At 64.1% G+C, this 17,791-nt stretch carries 13 protein-coding genes; 7 read left to right on the plus strand and 6 right to left on the minus strand.

The genetic code is table 11. The annotated features are described in order from the left end of the window. Window positions 1-96: 96 nt before the first annotated feature. On the plus strand, window positions 97-1,410 hold the full coding sequence (locus tag HBO05_RS02690; protein WP_172311561.1) for a carbohydrate porin: 1,314 nt from the start codon (window positions 97-99) through the stop codon (window positions 1,408-1,410). A gap of 131 nt (window positions 1,411-1,541) precedes the next feature. On the opposite strand, the gene HBO05_RS02695 is transcribed toward HBO05_RS02690, so the two are convergent. After that, window positions 1,542-2,618, minus strand: a complete 1,077-nt coding sequence (locus HBO05_RS02695; RefSeq protein WP_169953164.1) for a sigma-54 dependent transcriptional regulator — start codon at window positions 2,616-2,618, stop codon at window positions 1,542-1,544. A gap of 403 nt (window positions 2,619-3,021) precedes the next feature. Here HBO05_RS02695 and HBO05_RS02700 point away from each other — a divergent pair, with 403 nt between their 5' ends. The 6 genes from HBO05_RS02700 (at window position 3,022) to HBO05_RS02725 (ending at window position 11,887) form a co-directional block, all read left to right on the plus strand. Then, window positions 3,022-4,080, plus strand: coding sequence for an ABC transporter substrate-binding protein (locus HBO05_RS02700; RefSeq protein ID WP_172311563.1), 1,059 nt, complete (start codon window positions 3,022-3,024; stop codon window positions 4,078-4,080). 14 nt (window positions 4,081-4,094) lie between these two features. Further along, entirely contained in the window at window positions 4,095-5,318 is a 1,224-nt protein-coding gene (locus HBO05_RS02705) for an alpha/beta fold hydrolase (protein WP_170041278.1), read from the plus strand. 13 nt (window positions 5,319-5,331) lie between these two features. After that, window positions 5,332-6,534, plus strand: coding sequence for an LLM class flavin-dependent oxidoreductase (locus HBO05_RS02710; RefSeq protein WP_169953158.1), 1,203 nt, complete (start codon window positions 5,332-5,334; stop codon window positions 6,532-6,534). Continuing rightward, window positions 6,521-8,095 (plus strand): ABC transporter substrate-binding protein, encoded by a 1,575-nt coding sequence (locus HBO05_RS02715; protein WP_170041276.1) that lies wholly within the window; start codon window positions 6,521-6,523, stop codon window positions 8,093-8,095. The genes HBO05_RS02710 and HBO05_RS02715 overlap by 14 nt, the downstream gene beginning before the upstream one ends. A gap of 129 nt (window positions 8,096-8,224) precedes the next feature. Then, on the plus strand, window positions 8,225-10,786 hold the full coding sequence (locus tag HBO05_RS02720; RefSeq protein ID WP_172311565.1) for a TonB-dependent receptor plug domain-containing protein: 2,562 nt from the start codon (window positions 8,225-8,227) through the stop codon (window positions 10,784-10,786). A gap of 12 nt (window positions 10,787-10,798) precedes the next feature. Further along, entirely contained in the window at window positions 10,799-11,887 is a 1,089-nt protein-coding gene (locus HBO05_RS02725) for an LLM class flavin-dependent oxidoreductase (protein WP_169953152.1), read from the plus strand. Between the two features lie 32 nt (window positions 11,888-11,919). Here the strand turns inward: HBO05_RS02725 and HBO05_RS02730 are convergent, their stop codons facing one another. From HBO05_RS02730 to HBO05_RS02750, 5 genes are all read right to left on the minus strand, one after another. Further along, complete coding sequence (locus HBO05_RS02730; RefSeq protein WP_172311567.1) at window positions 11,920-12,378, minus strand: transposase; 459 nt, start codon at window positions 12,376-12,378, stop codon at window positions 11,920-11,922. A gap of 183 nt (window positions 12,379-12,561) precedes the next feature. Then, entirely contained in the window at window positions 12,562-14,340 is a 1,779-nt protein-coding gene (locus HBO05_RS02735; RefSeq protein ID WP_172311569.1) for an ABC transporter ATP-binding protein, read from the minus strand. Beyond that, window positions 14,337-15,173 carry an ABC transporter permease gene (locus HBO05_RS02740; RefSeq protein ID WP_169953145.1) on the minus strand — a complete coding sequence of 279 codons (837 nt, stop codon included), beginning with the start codon at window positions 15,171-15,173 and terminating at the stop codon, window positions 14,337-14,339. Before HBO05_RS02740 ends, HBO05_RS02735 begins: the two co-directional genes overlap by 4 nt. Beyond that, window positions 15,170-16,240 (minus strand): ABC transporter permease, encoded by a 1,071-nt coding sequence (locus tag HBO05_RS02745; protein WP_172311571.1) that lies wholly within the window; start codon window positions 16,238-16,240, stop codon window positions 15,170-15,172. Before HBO05_RS02745 ends, HBO05_RS02740 begins: the two co-directional genes overlap by 4 nt. Further along, a complete protein-coding gene (locus HBO05_RS02750) occupies window positions 16,233-17,789 on the minus strand; it encodes an ABC transporter substrate-binding protein (RefSeq protein ID WP_169953141.1) in 1,557 nt (518 codons plus the stop codon). The genes HBO05_RS02745 and HBO05_RS02750 overlap by 8 nt, the downstream gene beginning before the upstream one ends. Window positions 17,790-17,791 lie beyond the last annotated feature (2 nt).

Raw genomic sequence — 17,791 nt, forward strand, 5'->3', positions numbered from 1 at the left:
GCCATCGCGAGCCAGCCCTCTCCCACACTGGAGGTCTGTGTGTACCTGGAATTTGTGTTTTACCCCGGATAACAACAATAAAACCAAGGAGCACTCATGCGCATCAACCTCCCCCTGGCCCTGCTATGCAGCACGGTTTCCACCTGCGCCCTGAGCGCCGGCCTGCTGGACCCTGCCTCCCCGGCCATGCTCGGCGACTGGAACGGCCTGCGCCCGCGGCTCGCCGAACAGGGCTATGACTTCACCCTCAAATACGTCGGCGAAGTGGGCTCCAACCTCGGCGGCGGCTATGACTCCCATATGACTGCGCGCTGGAGCGATCAACTGATCCTCGGCGTAACCATGGACCTGCAAAAACTCTGGGGCTGGCAGGACGCAACCTTGCGCATCGGCATCGGCGAGCGCCATGGCAAGGACATTACCAATGACCGCGTACATCACCCCGACGCCACCGGCCTGACCTCGACCATGGAAGTGTTCGGCGGCGGCAATGCCTGGCGCCTGTCACAGTTCTGGTACGAGCAGAAGTTCTTCGCGCGCAAGCTGGCCGTGAAACTGGGGCGCTTCGGCCATGGCGAGGACTTTGACCAGTTCCCCTGCGAGTTCCAGAACGTGACCCTGTGCGGTTCCCAGGAAGGCAACTGGAATGGCGTGTGGAACAGTTTCCCCATCAGCCAATGGGCGGTGCGTGCCAAATACCAGTTCACCGACGTGTTCGCGGTGCAGGTTGGCGCCTACGACAAAAACCCTGGCAACGCCGAGGCGAGCAATGGCTTCAAGCCGTTCATCAGCGGCTCCCAAGGCACCAGCTTCCCTGTCGAAGCCATCTGGAAGGGGCGCATCGGCGGCCTGAGTTCGGAATACCACGCCGGCTACTACTACGCCAATGCCGACACCCAGGACATGCTCAAGGACGCTGACGGCAACTATGCAGCCAGCAGCCAGAAACCCTACCGGATGTATTCGAGCAATGCCGGCTGGTGGTTGTCGGGCCAACAGCAACTGACCACTGTCGATGGCAACGACAAACGCGGGCTCAACGTGTTTGCCAACCTTGCCATGAACGACCCGGACAAAAGCATGATCAAGAGCCTGGTGCAGGTCGGCCTGATCTACCGAGGCCCCTTCGACGCGCGGCCGCATGACACTTTTGGCGTCGGTGCGTCGAAACTTAAGGTCAGTGACCGCTATACCGACAACACCCAGGCACTCAACGCACGCACGGGTGTGACGGGCATAGGGGATCTGCCTGAGCAGCGGCGCGAATACAGCTACGAGGTCAACTACGGCGTGCAGGCCACCCAGTGGCTGATGGTGCGGCCTAACCTGCAATATGTGAAATATCCGGGTGGGGTGACGCAAACCCGTGGAGCGGTGGTGGGTGGGGTGCAGTTTATTGCCGATTTCTGAGGGTTGGGGGAATGCAAAATTGCATCCCCCTTGCAAGAGTGGGCTTGCCAGCGATAGCGGTCAGTCAACCAATACCACCATCGCGGGCAAGCCCGCTCCCACAGGTTCGGCTGCCAGGCAGCCCAACCTCATCACTGCCCCTCAAGCAACGCCGGCTTGCCCAACTCCCCTATCTTCTCCAGCCGCGCCCGCACGATATTGCGGCTGATATTGAGCAAGCGCCCGGTCTGCAATTGGTTGCCATGGCAGTAGCGATACGCTGCACGAAACACGGTTTCTTCAATGTGCTCGTAAAGGTCCGGGATGTTCTGCTCGAACAGTGCATTGAGCGCCGCTTCCAGGTCCACCGGGCCGCTGGGGGCCGGCAGGGCGTGGTTGGCTTCGTCCTGGCGGATGCCGGACGAGCGCATGTCCACCAGGTGCAGGTCCGCAGGCTGCACCCGTTGGTTGCGGCACACCAGCAAGGCGTGGTGGATGGCGTTCTCCAGTTCGCGAATGTTGCCCGGCCAGCTGTGCTCGAGCATTTTGCGCTCGGCTTCCGGGCTCAGGCTTGCGCGGTTGTAGCCCAGGCGCTGGCAATGTTCTTCGAGGAAAAACTCCGCCAGGGGCAGGATGTCGCCGGGGCGTTCGCGCAGTGGCGGCAGGCGGATGGTCGCGACGTGCAGGCGGTAGAACAGATCCTCGCGAAAATGCCCGGCGACCACCGCGTCGGCCAGGTTGACGTTGGTGGCGGCCACCAGGCGCACATTGATCGGGATCGGCGTGCGCGAGCCCAGGCGCACCACTTCGCGCTCCTGCAACACCCGCAGTAACTTGACCTGCATGTTCAACGGCAAATCGCCAATTTCATCGAGGAACAACGTGCCGCCGTTGGCCGCTTCGAACCAACCGGCCTTATGGGTGGTGGCGCCGGTGAACGCACCTTTTTCATGGCCGAACAACTCGCTCTCCACCAGGGTTTCGGCAAAGGCCCCGCAGTTCACCGCCACAAACGGTTCGCGGCCGCGCCGGCTCAGGTTATGGATGTGCCGCGCCACCAGTTCCTTGCCGGTGCCCGTTTCGCCAATGATCAAGGTATTGGCCTCGCTGGGCGCCAGGCGCTCGATCCGCGCCAGCAATTCCTGGGAGCGCGGGTCCTTGAACACCAGCACGGTGGCACGCACCGACTTGGTCAATTCGCGGGCATTGGGATGAGTGATCAACGACATGGTGCATTCCTGGCAATAAAAGCGCGTGCTCAATAGTGCATGAAGTTTTCTAGACCATTTAATTATTAATTCGTATTTATATATTCCCATTTAGCATATACCAACACTGCACGCCACGGCTGCTGCTGGAGCAGCAACCGGCCAGCAGTTGCCTGTCTATCCATCAACAACCGGGCGTGCGCCAGCGCCCCGCGCCAAACGCTACAGGCCACGGTTGTTGGGGCTCTGAGGGCATTCGAGCGACGCTGGCATGCAATCTGCTCTCTCCCTGCCAACACCCTCCCCTGGAGGAGCCGGCTTGCCGGCGATGGCGTGCGGTTAAACGCTGCAAGGCTCAACGGCCTCATCGCCGGCAAGCCGGGCTTCTACCAGGGCAGGTCTTCAAATTGGCAGGGGAATTTCGATGAATAAATGGATCGCCGCATTGTTCGCTGTGCTGGTCAGCACGCTCGCGCTGGCGCAGCCGCCAGCCTCGGTAAAAATCGCCATCGTCGCCTACACCCAGGGCGGCAAGCCGGTATTCGGTGGGATCGCCGGGCGGGTGATCGAGGATGGCTGGCTGGAAACGCAACTGCGCGAGCGCGGGGTCAAGCTGCAATGGATCGCCCTGCCCCACGCCGGCGCCGGCCCGCAGATCAACGAAGGCTTCAGCAACAACACCCTGGACTTCGCCGTGCGCGGTGACCTGCCCTCGGTGATCGCCGGAGCCGGTGGCGTGCCGGGCAAGTTGATCGTGCCCGGCGGCAGCGGCAATAACATCTACCTGGTGGTGCCCGCCGGCTCCAGCGCCAACAGCATCGAGGACCTCAAGGGCAAGCGCCTGGCCCTGCACCGTGGCCGCCCCTGGGAGTTTGCCTTCAGTAACTTCCTGGCGAGCAAGGGCCTCAAGCTCGACGACTTCAAGATCGCCAACCTCAACCCGCAAGTCGGCGCGGCGGCGGTGTCGGCCGGCAAGGTCGATGCAGCGGTGCTGTTGAGCGAGGCCTATGCCTTGGAAGACAAGGGCGTGGGCAAGATCATCTGGTCGACCAAGCAAGGCAGCGAAGACTGGCGGCTGATCTCCGACCTGTGGGGCACCGACGCCTTTGTGCAGCAGCACCCGGATATCACCCAATTGCTCGCCACGGCCTGGGTCAAGGCTGCCTGGTGGATTTCCCAGACGCAGAACCAGGACGCCTATTACCAATTGTCTTCGCGCGCCGGCACCGCCGAAAGCGTGCTGCGCCGTGATGACCAGGACGACCCGGTGGCCTGGCAAGAACGCTGGGCGCCGAAAAGCGACGCGCAGCTCAAGGCCCACTACCAGGCGCTGACGGCCTACGCCCTGGCCAACCACCTGATCCGCGACCACTACGACATCAGCCCGTCCCTGGCCACCGGCTTTACCCGCCAGGCCCTGATCGACCTGCAACTCACCGACTACTGGCCTGCCCTGCGTGGCCAGGTCAGCACCCAACCTTGATAGGGAAATTACCGATGAATCTGCCCCGCTCCTTCGCCTTCGGCCTCAGCATCCTGGCACTGTCCATGAGCGCCCTGGCGGCCGACGTGCACGCGCCCAAGCCCGACCCACTGCAAGGCGATGGCCGTGTCTCGGCGTTCTACACCTGGGAAAAAGTCATCCCGGCCACCCCCGGCAAACTGCTGCGCAGCGAACCCCTGGAAAAAACCCTGAGCCTGCCCAATGCCGCCAGTGCCCAGCGCATTCTCTATACCTCCACCGATGGCATCGACAACAAAACCCCGGTGGTGGTCTCCGGCACCCTGTTCCTGCCCAAGGGCAAGGCTCCGGCCGGCGGTTGGCCGGTGGCCAGTTGGGGGCATGGCACGGTCGGGGTCGCTGATGTATGCGCGCCGTCGTGGCAGGGCCGTTCGTACCGTGACGTGCAGTACCTCAGCCGCTGGCTGGATGAAGGGTTTGCCGTGGTCGCCACCGATTATCAGGGCCTGGGCGTCCCCGGCGGGCATCCGTTGCTGAACAATCGCATGGCCGCCTACGGCATTCTCGATGCGGCCAAGGCCGTGGTGGCGGGTGTGCCTGGGCTGGCGAACAAGGTGCTGATTGTCGGCCAGTCTCAGGGCGGCGCCGGCGCGTTTGCCTCGGCCGCATATGCCGCCACCTATGCGCCCGACCTTGGGGTCAAGGGCAGCATCGGCACCGGGGTGATCTACACCGTCGGCGCGAAAAACGTGGGTGAACAGGACCCCAACAAGGTCGACGCGTCCCTGGCCTACGGCTTCTATACCTTGCTCGCGGCCCAGCAATATGACCCGAGCATCGACCCCCGGGACTTCTATACCGACAAGGCCCTGCCGCTGTTCGAGCAGGCGCGCACCAGTTGCCTCGCGGCTCTGGTCAGCGACGTCGAAGGCATCGGCCTGACCCCGGCCAACGCGAAGAAGGACTACCAGGGCAAGCAGCTCGCTCCGTGGCTGGCGCAAGTGTCGTACCCCACCCTGAAAACCGCACAGCCGGTATTTATCGGCACCGGCGCCGAGGACAAGACCCCGGCGGCGTCCACCCAAGTGGCACTGATGCAGGACGCGTGCAAAGCCGGCTCCATCGTCGAGGGCCACCTGTACAAGGGTCTGGGCCATAGCCCGACGGTCAATGCCTCGCTGAAGGACTCCGTGCCTTTCGCCCACAAGGTCATCAACGACCAACCGATCACGCCGATCTGCAATCCCAGCGTGCAATAAGCCGGAGGTTTTCATGAGCATCGAATTCTTCACCCGCCTGCCACTGCACGGCGAGACCCAGTTTTTGCCCGGCGACCCGCGCAACCGTGGCGACTGGCATCGGGGCGGCGCCAGTACCGGCGCGGTGTCCGGCTTCAGCGTCGGCGATCACTTCACTTATATCGACTACCTCGGGCAAATCGCCAAGGCCGCCGAAATCAATGGCTTTGGCGGCGCGCTGATGGTCAACGCGCCCACCGGCGAAGAACCGTGGACCGTGTGCTCGCTGCTGGCCCGGGAAACCCGCACCCTGCAGTTTGTCACGGCGTTCCAGCCCTACCACTACACCCCGTGGGTCGCGGTGCAACAGGCTGCCACCTACCAGCGCGCCACCGGCAACCGCCTGGTGTGGAACATCATCAACGGCGGTTCGGACGCCATCCAGCGCCAGGTCGGCGATTTCAGCGACCACGACGAACGCTATGAGCGCGCCACCGAGTTTATGGATGTGGTCAAGGGCTATTGGCACAACGAGACCTTCCACTACGACGGCAAGTTCTACAAGGCCGATGGTGGCGGGCTGCGCGGGCCGTTGAAGAAGGCCGAGCTGCCGCTGATCTGCACCGCCGGCTCGTCCATCGCCGCCCGCGAGTTTGCCGCCAAGCATGCCGATTTCTACCTGATGCGCGCCGAGCATCCCGATGAAATCGCGGCATTGATCGCAGACTTGCGCGAGCGCGCCTTGAGGTGGGGGCGCACGGATATCCGCTTTGGCCTGTCGATTGACGTCATCACCCGCGAAACCGAGGAACTGGCGCGCACCGAAGCCAAGCGTTTCTTCGACGAGGGCATCGCCCGTGGCGCGGTCAAGGCCGTGGCCGCCCACGCGGGCCTGCGCACCGCGCGCAAGTTGAGCTACGAGCAAGGCTTTGCCGAGAAAAACGAAACCCAGGGCTTCGAGGACTTTTTTATCCATCCCAATGTGTGGACTGGCTTCGGCTACATCGGCATCCCGCCTGGCTGTGCGCTGGTGGGCAGCTACGAGAACGTGGTGGCGCGGATCCGTGAGTACAACGCCATTGGCATCGACCTGTTCTTCCTTGCCGGCTACCCGCACCTGGAAGAGGCCTATCGCCTGGGCGAGCACATCCTGCCGCACTTTCGCAATGAACGCGCCGAACTAAGCCGCGCCCCGGAACCCGTGCGCGCGCTGCACTCGGCCAATGGCGGAGCCTGACACCATGACCTTACTGCTCAGCCGCCGGGACTTTCTCGGCTACAGCGCCACCGTCGGCGGCGGCCTGCTGCTGGCCGGTTGCGGTCCCGCCGACACACCGGCAGCCGGCATTGCCAATGACCAGCCGCGTTACGGTGGGCGCCTGCGCCTGGGGATCCTCGACGGCAACCAGAGCGGCAACCTCGATGCCCACAAGCCCATTGGCAGCGGCATCGTGCGCGGCTTTGCGCTGTACAGCAAACTGTGGGAATGGGACGAGCAGATGCAACCGCGCCTGGCCCTGGCCGAGCTGGCAGAGCCGAATGCCGACGCCAGCGCGTGGACCCTGCGCCTGCGCCCGGGCCTGGAGTTTCACAATGGCAAGACCATCGACGCCGATGACCTGATCTTCTCGATCCGCCGCCTCACCGACCCGCAGCTGGCTTCGCCCTATGCCGCGCTGTTGCACTGGGTGGACCGCGACAACCTGGTCAAGCTCGACAACCGTACCGTGCGCCTGAGCTTTCGCGACGGGCGCAGCTACCTGCCGCTGGCGGAAACCTGGGTCAACTTCGGCGGGATCGTGCCGGTGGATTACCACCCCGTCACCAACCCGGTGGGTGCCGGGCCCTACAAACTCAAGAGTTTCACCCCCGGCCAGCGCTCGCTGTTTACCCGTTTCGAGAACTACTACAAGGATGGCAAGCCCTACGCCGACGAGCTGGAAATCATCGACTTCAAGGATCAGGTGTCACGCCTGGCCGCCCTGCGCGCCGGGCAGATCGACATGGCCAACGTGCTGCCCACCGAGCAGTTGCCGATCCTGGCCAAGGACCCGCGCCTGCAGGTGATCAAATCGGTGAGCGGCAATTGGCTGTCGTTCGATATGAACCTGGACAAGCCGCCGTTCAACGACCCCAGGGTGCGCGAAGCCTTGCGCCTGATGGCCGACCGCGAAGAACTGGTGCGCCGCGCCCTCAACGGCCAGGGCCGGGTGGCCAACGACCTGTATGCGCCCAGCGACCCGACCTTCAACCACAGCCTCGGCCCGCGCCCCTACGACCCGCAACGGGCAGCGCAACTGCTCAAGGCAGCGGGCCAGGAGAACCTTGAAGTGGAGCTGATCACCACGCCCGGCACCGGTTTGAGTTCGGCCCTGGTGCTGGCCGAACAAGCCAAGCGCATTGGCGTGACCCTCAAGGTCAAGCAGGTGGACCTGGCGACCTTCCAGGGCCCGCAGAAAAACGACTGGGCGCTGAGCACCGGCGGCAGCATCGGCGCGCCGTTCCTCGCCAGTGCGATTCACACCGATGCACCGTTTGCAGTGTCCAATAAAACCCACTTCCACGACCCGCAGTTCAGCGAACTGTTCCTGGCCGCCATGGCCCAGCCCGACCTGGAAAAACGCAAGGCACTGGTGCATCAGGTGCAGCAGATCCAGTACGAGCGCGGTGGCATGTTGATCTGGGGCTATGCCGACCTGCTCGACGGCGTGTCCACCCGCGTTGGCGGCGCACAGGCCGAAGAGTCGCTGTTCAGCACCTGGCGCTTTGAAAAACTCTGGCTCAAAGACAGCGCCTGACGCCCCTGTAGGAGCCGGCTTGCCGGCGATGGCGTCCTTGAAAACACAGCAAACCTCAAGGGCCTCATCGCCGGCAAGCCGGCTCCTACAGGGGGCCATCCTTTTATTTTTTGATGAGGCATTTTTGCCATGCACGCTATCGCCTTGCGTTTACCCCTGCTGCTGGTGGCAGGCCTGCCAATCCAGGCCTTTGCCGCCGATACCCAACTGCAAACCGTGACCGTGCAGGCCAGTGCCAGCGCGTCCGAGGACGACGCCCTGCCCACCCGCCCACCGACCTCGGTCTATGGCGGCACCGAAACCAAGGTGCTCGACACGCCACGCTCAGTTGTGCAGATCAATGCCGAGCAGTTGGCCAACGACTCGATCCGCAGCGCCGACGACCTGGTCAAATATGCCCCCGGCATCACCCGCGGCGGTGGGCAGAACGCCGGGATTGCCCCGCAGTTCCGCGCCCAGGGCTCGGAAGTGTTCCAGGATGGCCAACGCGCTTATGGCGTGCGCCATCCGGCCAATTTCAACGCCTATGAAGGCGCCGATATCGTCGCCGGGCCTTCGTCGGTGACCTATGGCTCGGTGTCCGGCAGTGGCGGCTACGTCAACTACCTGAGCAAGAAACCCGACTTCAACCAGTTCAAGACCAGGCTCAGCGGCGAAGTGGGCTCGTGGATACCCGATGGCACCTCACGCAGCAGCGGCAAGTTCAGTGTCGATAACACCGGCCCGCTCAGCGACAACCTGGCCTATCGCCTGAGTATCACCAAGCAGCGCCAGGAGGATTTCTACGACAACGTCGACAACAATTTCGACGCATTCTACGGTGCCCTGGCCTGGCGCAATGACAATGTGCGGGTGGACTGGAACGCCAGCTACGACGATTACTACGACTACAACATCACCCACGGCTGGAACCGCACAACCCAGGACCTGGTGGACCACGGCAAGTATTACGCCGGCCGCGCCACGCCGATTATCCAGAACGGCAACACCCTGTGGTCGCCGGTCCTGGCCTCGGGGGCCGCCGATGCCCCGACCCTGGGCTGGGTGCAGCGCCAGCGCAATGCCCAGGGCCAATACGCCGTGGTCGACGGCAGCTTCCAGAATGCCTCGCCCAACACCCAGGCCAACCCCGGCAGCCTGCGCGGCTGGGTATATGACCCCACGCTGGCAGGCAATGGCGAACGCTCGTTATCGTCGCAAACCGGGCAACGCAAGGAGGACGAAAGCAGCTCCCGGCGCTTTACCACCCAACTGCGCATCGAGGCCGACCTGTCGCCGACCATCACCGTCGCCAACAGCACGTTCTACCAGCGCTCCCGGGACACCACCGACGCGGTGGGCGCGTTCCAGGTGCAGTCCAAGGACAATATCTTCGACAACCGCTTTGAGTTTCGCTCACGCAATGAAACCCGCCTCGGCCCCTGGACCCTGCGCGATGACAGCAACAGCGGGCTGATTTACCGCCGTGAGTCCAACCAGTCGATTGCCGCCAACAACAGCTTCGGCTCGACCATCAACGCCTATGACCTGACCCAAAACCCGTCCGGCAAGAACCCCGGCGACCTGCTGGGCCTGACCGGTGCCAACCCGGCCGGCGGCAATGGGTCGTGGATCGGCCAACCGGGCGTCGCGCAATACTCCAACTACTACGGCTGGTTGAGCCTGCCGGCGATGTTCCCGGCCGGGCATGGGTTGTACGCCGAGTCGGTAGCGCCCTACACCGCCGAAAGCACCTGGGTCACCAAAACCCTGTTCAGCCAGCACAACCTCAAATATGGCGATTACCTGGGCTTGAATATCGGCGCAAGCCGCAGCTGGATCGAAGCCGAGATCGAGAACCCGTTCGTGCTGGCCGGTGGCAATCGGCGCCAGGACAGCGACAACTACCGCCTGTTTGCCTTCCAGCTCAGCCCCTACGTCAAGCCCACGGACAACACCACGCTCTACTACACCTTCGACCGTTCGCTGGCCGTCAACACCGGGTTCTTTTCCAACGGCCTGGGCTGGGGCAGCGGCACTGGCGCCAACCAGCTCAACCCGCTGGCGTTCCAGAGCCTGAGCGTGTTGCACGAAGTGGGGGTCAAGGTCGAGGCCGTGCCCAACGAGCTGTTCATGACCCTGGCCGCCTTCAAGCAGGCCCGGGACCAGGCGCCCGACAGCAATAACAACATTGCCAGGCTGATCATCAAAGGCGTCGAGGCCACCGTGCGCTACCAGCCCGACGAACATCTGCGCAGCGGCCTGAACCTGTCCAAGCTCAATGCCTACAACGAATTCACCTCCCAGGCCGGCTTTGCCTCCGCCGGGTTCATCCCCGACAACGGCACCGTGTTTGGCGATAACAACAGCCTCAACCAGCGCGCGTCCGGGCGCTTTGATGCGGTGCAGATCCCCGAATACACCGCCAGTGGCTATGTGGATTATCGCTTCGACTCAGGCTTGGGTGCCGAACTGTCCGGCTGGTGGACCAGCAGTTGGTACTTGAACCTGAGCAAGACCGTGAAGATCCCCAACGAATACAACCTCGACCTTGCCGTGTACTACCGCCAGCCGCAGTGGAGCACCACCTTGCGCGTGCTGAACCTGACCAACGAACTGAACTTCGTCAGCGGCCTGGCCGGTTCCACCAATACCTTTTTGCAACCCATGCCTGGCCGCACGCTGCTGGCCCAGGTCGACTATCAGTTCTGACCGGAGCACCCCATGTCCATTGAATTTGTCGGCATGATTTTCCCTCGCCAGTGGTCCGAGACCCGTGGCGTTCGCAGCCCCGACTTTGACCTCGATTTTATCCGCCACCATGCGCGCGCCCATGAGCATGCGGGCTTTGACCGCGTGCTGATCGCCAGCGGCCCCGGCAGCGCCGACAGCTTGCAGATCGCCGCGTATGCGGCGGCCCACACCGAGCGCCTGGGTTTCATGATCGCCCACCGGCCGGGCCTGACCCCGCCGACGGTCGCCGCCCGCTCATTCGCCACCCTGGATCACACCACCGGTGGCGGGCGAATCCGCCTGCACGCGATTACCGGGATCACCGCCGAACCCCAGGAAGGTGACTTCCTGCTGGACAAGACCGCGCGCTACAAACGCACCGATGAGTACTTGGAGATTGTGCGGCGCACCTGGACCGCCGAAGAGCCGTTCGACTTCGAGGGCGAGTACTTCAACATCAAGGGCGCGTTCTCGCCGGTCAAGCCCTTGCAGCAGCCCCATATCCCAATCTCGTTTGGCGGCTCGTCGGACATTGCCTATCAGATTGCGGTCAAGCATGCGGACCTCTACGCGCTGTGGGGCGAACCGTTGAGCGGCGTCGCCGAACAGATCGGCAAGCTCAAGGCCGCCGCCAGCGCGGCGGGGGTGCAGGCGCCACGGGTGAGTTTGTCGGTGCGCCTGATCCTGGGCGCGACCGAGGAACTGGCATGGCAACGGGCCGAGCAGATCCTCGCGCAGATCAAGGCCAACCCGCAGTTTGCCGCAGGCAGCCCGTGGCAGAAACGAATCAAGGGCACCGGCTCCGAACGCCTGCTGGCCGCCGCCGCCCAGGGCGACCGCCACGACCGCGCCCTATGGATGCCCACCGCCACCGCTGTCGGTGCCTACGGCGACACCACCGCCCTGGTCGGCACCCCGGAAACCGTGGCCCAGGCGTTGCTCGACTATGTGGACCTGGGAGTGACGACCTTTCTCAACCGGGGATACGACCCGTTGTACGACACAGTGGATTACGGACGCTGGATCATTCCGGCGGTGCGTGAAGAAGTACGGCGGCGGCAAGCCGCATATGCATTGTAGGAGCCGGCTTGCCGGCGATTGCGTCGGTAGATTCAAACCCATATCGCGTCCCACAACGGATAATCATGCACCCGCGTTACCAACCCGGCCCTCAACGGGTTGGCGACGATGTAGCGGGCGACTGTCGCAAGGTCCTCCTCACGGCGAATCGCTCGATCATGGAAACCCTTCTGCCAGAACCGACCTGACCGGCCCATACGCGCGTTCACCGCGCGAGCGCTGCGGGATTTGGTGGCAAGCATCAGCGCAGGGAGAGTGCTTTGCTTGAGTTCGATCAGCCAATGAAAATGATCAGGCATCACCACCCAGGCCAGGGAGTCGGCGAGGCCTTCGATCTGTGCGTGGCGAAATTCATGCACAACCAATCGGCCAACACACCAGTCGGCAAAGACCGGTGCGCGATGTTGAGTGACGGCGGTAAGTAGGTAGATCTGACCAGATTGAGAATAGCGGCCATTGCGCAGATTTTTAGCGTGAGGAAGTGTGGACAATCCTTTGTCCTCCTGTTGGAAATACAGAAGGGAAAGGCTAGTGCGGGGAATGCAAGAGTGAGGTGTGGCATTGACGCAGGATGTGTCCGTGAGGGCGCGATCGCCGGCAAGCCGGCTCCTACAGGAGTATGCATTTGCATTGTAGGAGCCGGCTTGCCGGCGATCACCGCGCAGCGGTGCCCATCAGCCCAATGTCGGCGAATGCTCAAGCAACGTGCGGGTATACGCCGCCTGGGGCTGGTCCAGCACCTGGTCCACCGCGCCCTGCTCCACTACCCGCCCCGTTTTCAGCACCAGCACCCGGTCGGCAATCGCCCGTACCACGCCCAGGTCGTGGGTCACGAACAGCAACGTCAAGCCGTCACGCTGTAGTTGGCGCAGCAGGTCGAGGATCGAGGCTTGTACCGAGACATCCAGCGCCGAGGTGATTTCATCGCAGATCAGCAGGGTCGGCTCACACAGCAGGGCCCGGGCAATGGCCACGCGCTGGCGTTCGCCGCCCGACAGGCTGTGGGGATACAGGTCGGCCACCGAGGCTGCCAGCGAGACACGCTTGAGTACGCCGTGCACTCGTTCGCGGGCAGCTTGGCCGTTGATCGCGAAAAAGTGCTGCAGCGGTGCGCTGAGGGTCTGGTACACGGTTTGCCGGGGATTCAAGGCGCGGTACGGGTTCTGGAAGATGTATTGGATCTGGTGGCGCAGCCCCGCGTCCCGTTGCCTCGCCTGGAGGGGCAAGGGGCGCCCGGCATAATGCAGCTCGCCCTCGGCGTTCTCGCCAAGACCGGCGACGGCCCGGGCCAGGCTGGTCTTGCCGGAGCCCGACTCACCCACCAGCGCCAGGCATTCGCCCGGGCGCAGTTGCAACGACACCTCGAACAACACCTGGCGGTCATAGGCGACGTTCAGGCCGGATATCTCCAGCAACGGCGCAGCGGTTTGCCCATGACTGTCGGCAATCGGTGTCAGGGCAATGACCTGCGGCGGTTGGTCATGGGGGTCGAAACAGGCCACCGTGTGACCCTGCGCAAACGCCTGCAACGCAGGCTCGGCCAGCGCGCAACGTGGGCCAAAACGCGAGCAGCGCGGGCCGAAACCACAGCCCTGGGGGCGTTGCCCAGGCGCTGGGGCGTGGCCGGCGATGGCCTGTAATTCGCGGCGCCCGGCCACATCGGGGATCGCCGCCAACAAGCCTCGGGTATACGGATGGGACGGCAGGCTGAACAGTGCGGCGCGGCTGGCGGATTCGACGATACGCCCGGCATACATGACCATCACCCGGTCCACCAGATCCTTGATCACCGCCAGGTCATGGGACACATACACCGCCGCCACGCCCTGGCTTTTGCACAGCCGGCGCAACGTGGCGAGGATGTGCGCCTGGGTGCTGACGTCCAGGGCCGTGGTCGGCTCATCCAGCACAATCAGGCGCGGGCGCAGGACGAAGGCCAGCGCCAGCATCACCCGCTGTTGCTGACCACCGGACAATTGATGGGGAAAGCGCCGCAGGAACTCATGGTCGCCGGGCAAGCCCACGTCGACCAGGGTCTGGGCAATGCGCTGCTGTTGTGTGGCGCGATCGAGAGGGCGTTGATGTGCGGCCAGGGTTTCGGCCAACAACGTGCCAATGCGCAACGCTGGGTTCAGCGCGGTGGCAGGGTCCTGGGCAACGTAGCCGATCAGGCTGCCACGGGCCTGGCGCAAGGCTTCGCCGTGCAGCTCCAACAAGGCCTGGCCGGCCACCTGCACCTGCCCGCCAACGATGCGTGCGCCGCGCCGGGCATGGGCCAGCAAGGCCGTGGCCAGGGTGGTCTTGCCCGAGCCGGACTCCCCCACCAGGCCCAGAATTTCACCGGCCTGCAGGGTGAAGGACACCCCGGACACCACATCCACCTGGCCCGGCAGTTCCACCCGCAAGTCCTGGACCTGCAACACCCGGGTGTCGATTTCGGTAATGGCGTTCATGGCTGTTTTTCTCCCATCCGCGCACTGCTGCGGCCGATACCTTCGGCGAGGATATTGGTGCCGTAGGCGAATACGCCGATCAGCAGCGCCGGCGCGAGCACGGCCCAGGGCTGGACCAGCAGCCCGGCCTGGTTTTCGTTGATCATCAGGCCCCAGTCCGCCGTCGGCGGGGCCACGCCATAGCCGAGGAAGCTCAGGCCCGAGAGCATGCCTACACCCCAGGTCAGCATGTTGCCCAAGTGCACCAACAACGGCGTGAGGATGTTCGGCAGGATCTCCTGGAACAGAATGCGCCGTCGGGAATAGCCCATCATCTGCGCCGCCTCGACAAACTCCTGCCCCGCCACGGCCACCGCGCTGGCCCGCGCCAGGCGGATCACCCCAGGGATGAACGCGATCGACACCGTGAGCACAATCAGCCAGGGCGCACGCCCGAGCATCGACACGATCAACAGCACCAGGATCAGGTCGGGAAACGCCAGGCAGACGTCTGCCGACCAGGTAATCAACTGATCCAGGCGCCGCCGCGACAGGCCCGCGAGCAAGCCCAGGGTGGTACCGATGGCCAGGGCGATGACCGCCGCGGCCACTGACATCCACAACACCGACAGGCCGCCACTGAGCAAGCGCGACAGCACATCGTGACCAAGAAAGTCGTAGCCCAGCCAGGCCCCACCGGCCGGCGCACCGTACACCGGGCCGACCATGTCCGTCGGGCCGTGCGGTGCCAACAGGGGGCCGACCAGGGCCACGGCCACCACCAGCAGGGTAATCACCAAACCTTTGCGGGCCTGGGGTTCAGCCAGCCAGCGCCAAGTGCCAGGGGTCGTCATGCATCACCTCGGGAGCGCCGCCACCACGGGGTAATGCCCCGGCGGTTGCGCTGGATCATGGTCACACGGCGGGCCGTCCGCAGTTTGGGGGTCAGCAGCACCGTCAACAGGTCGGCCAGCAGATTGATCAGCACCACCGCCAGGGTGATCACCAGCACAATGGCCTGGATCATCGGCAGGTCGCGCATCTGGATCGCCGCATTGAGGGCAGTGCCGATGCCGGGGTAGCTGAAGATCACCTCGGCCAGCACCGCGCCGCCGATCAGCGTGCGCAGGGTCAGGGCCACACCCTGGATCGCCGGCACCAGGGCATTGGGCAAGGTGTGGCACCAGACAATGCGCCACCTGGGAATGCCGCGCAGGCGCGCGGCGATCACGTAGTCGGATTCCAGCGCGTCAATCAGCGCCGCGCGCACCATGCGCGTCAGATAAGGCAGCGCCGACAGGCTCAGGGCCAACACCGGCAGGATCAGGAACTTAAGTTGGCGCCATAGCGACAGGTCCGGATCGAGGATCGACACGGCCGGCAGCCAGCCCATATGGGGCATGGAAAACAGCAGCACCAGGCCGATGGCCAGGAGAAACCCCGGCGTGGCCTTGAGGAAAATCAACAGCGACAGGCTCCAACGGTCCAGGGTGCTGTCCCGGCGCAAAGCCAGGGACACGCCAAGCACCAGGGCTGCCGGCACCACCAGCGCGATCACCCCGGCAAGCAACGCCAGGGTGTAGCCAAACCGCCCCCAGAGGATGCTGGCCACCGGCGCGTTGGAGTCCAGCGACACCCCCAGTTCACCGCTCAAGGCGGCGCCCAGCCAGCGCACGTATTGCCAGAGGATCGGCTGGTCCAGGCCCAGTTGGCGTTGCAGGGTAAGGATACTTTCCAGCGGCGCATCCGGGCCGAGGATCACCCGCGCCGGGTCGGATGGCAGTGCCTGGGTGGCGATAAACACCACCAGGCTGATGACCCAGGCGGTAAGCAGGCCGTAGCCCAGGCGCCCGATAAACCAGGACAGCCAGGCCGGTGTACGTGGGGCGCGGTGTGGGGTGACGCAGGACGACTCAGACATGGTTCAACCACAACTCATCAAAGCGCCAGGAGGCAAAGGTAGTCTGTTCCGGGCCCAGCCCGCCAACCCGTACCGAGGCGGCATCCAGCACATCGTTGAAGCCCCAGATCAGCAGGCCACCGCGCTCGTGCTGGATCTGCTGGGCCTCGTGCACCAGGCCTTTGCGCAGCGCCAGGTCGGGTTGGGCCAGGGCCTGGCGGTACAGGTCGGCGAAACGGGGGTCATGGAAGTTGCTGCGGTTGTAGATCGCCAGGGGCGCGTCGTTGTGCAACGCCGACGCCAGGAAACCCCGGGCCGGGGTCGAGCCGGGCGACACTTGCCATTGTTCCCGCTGCGGGCCGTTGAATACCGCGCCGTCAACCTGGGTCACGCGCACCTCGACCCCGGCCTTTTTTGCCTGCTGGGCGAACACCAGTGCCGCATTGACGCCGGGCCCCGGGGTGCTGGTCAGTTCCACGCGCAGATCGCTTTGCCCGGCCTGGCGCAGCAGTGAACGCGCTTGCTCCAGGTCATACGGGCGCTGGGCCAGCGTGTGGTTGTAGGTCGGGTCGTGGGGCGAATACAGGTCGTTGGCGATTCGCCCAAAGCCGTTGAGGCCACGGTCCACCAGTTCCTGGCGATCGGCCAACAAGCGGAAGGCCTGGCGCACCCGCACATCGTCAAACGGTGGCTTGGCCAGGTTGAGGTTCAAACCGGTAAACGAGGTACTTGGCGAGACACACAGGCTCAACCGCGCATCGGCCTTGAGCAAGGCGCTGTGTTCAGCCTGCACCCCACTGGCGACGTCAATTTGCCCGGCGCGCAGGGCTGCGACGCGCGACACCTGATCCTTGAATTCAATGATTTCCAGCTCGTCGGCGTATGGCTGGCCGGGCTTGTAGTAGTTTTCAAAGCGGCTGTAGAGCGAGCGCTGGCCAGGAACAAAACGCTTGAGCTTGTAGGGCCCGGCGCCGACCGGGTTGGTCACCGGGTCGTAGTCGGTGGGGACAATGCCGCCAAAGCTGATCAGGGTTTCATCCAGGGGGAAAAAGCTCTGCCCCTGCTTGAAGCGGATTTCGATGGTGCGCTCATCGAGCTTGCGCAAGGCATTGCGGTCAATCGCCCCCACCAGTCCGGCAAACGGTGACGCCAGCTTGGGATCGGTCAGGCGCAGCAGCGAGAACAGCATGTCATCGGCGCCAATGGTCTTGCCGTGATGAAACTCCAGGCCCGGCTTGATGCGGATGGTCCAGGCGCTGGCATCGGCATTCGGCTCGGCGAATTCGGCCAGGGCCAGGCGGGTGCTGACGTCGGTGTTCCATTCCCAGAACTTGCTGTACAGCGCCCAGCCCCGGATGATCCCGCCGCCCACCGGCTTGTGGGCATCGAGGTTGCCGGACTGGTCGCCGTCGATAATGCCGATACGCAGGCGTCCGCCACTCACCGGCTTGCTCGACAGCAGCACCGCGCCCTGGCTGGCCGGGCCTGCGTCGCAGCCACCGAGCAGCAAACCGCCGCCCAGAGCCAGGCTGCTGCCGAGGAAGGCTCGGCGGGAAAATCCATCACCCATAC

Origin of the sequence: Pseudomonas sp. WS 5079 (assembly GCF_012985465.1) — a bacterium.
GTDB lineage: Bacteria > Pseudomonadota > Gammaproteobacteria > Pseudomonadales > Pseudomonadaceae > Aquipseudomonas.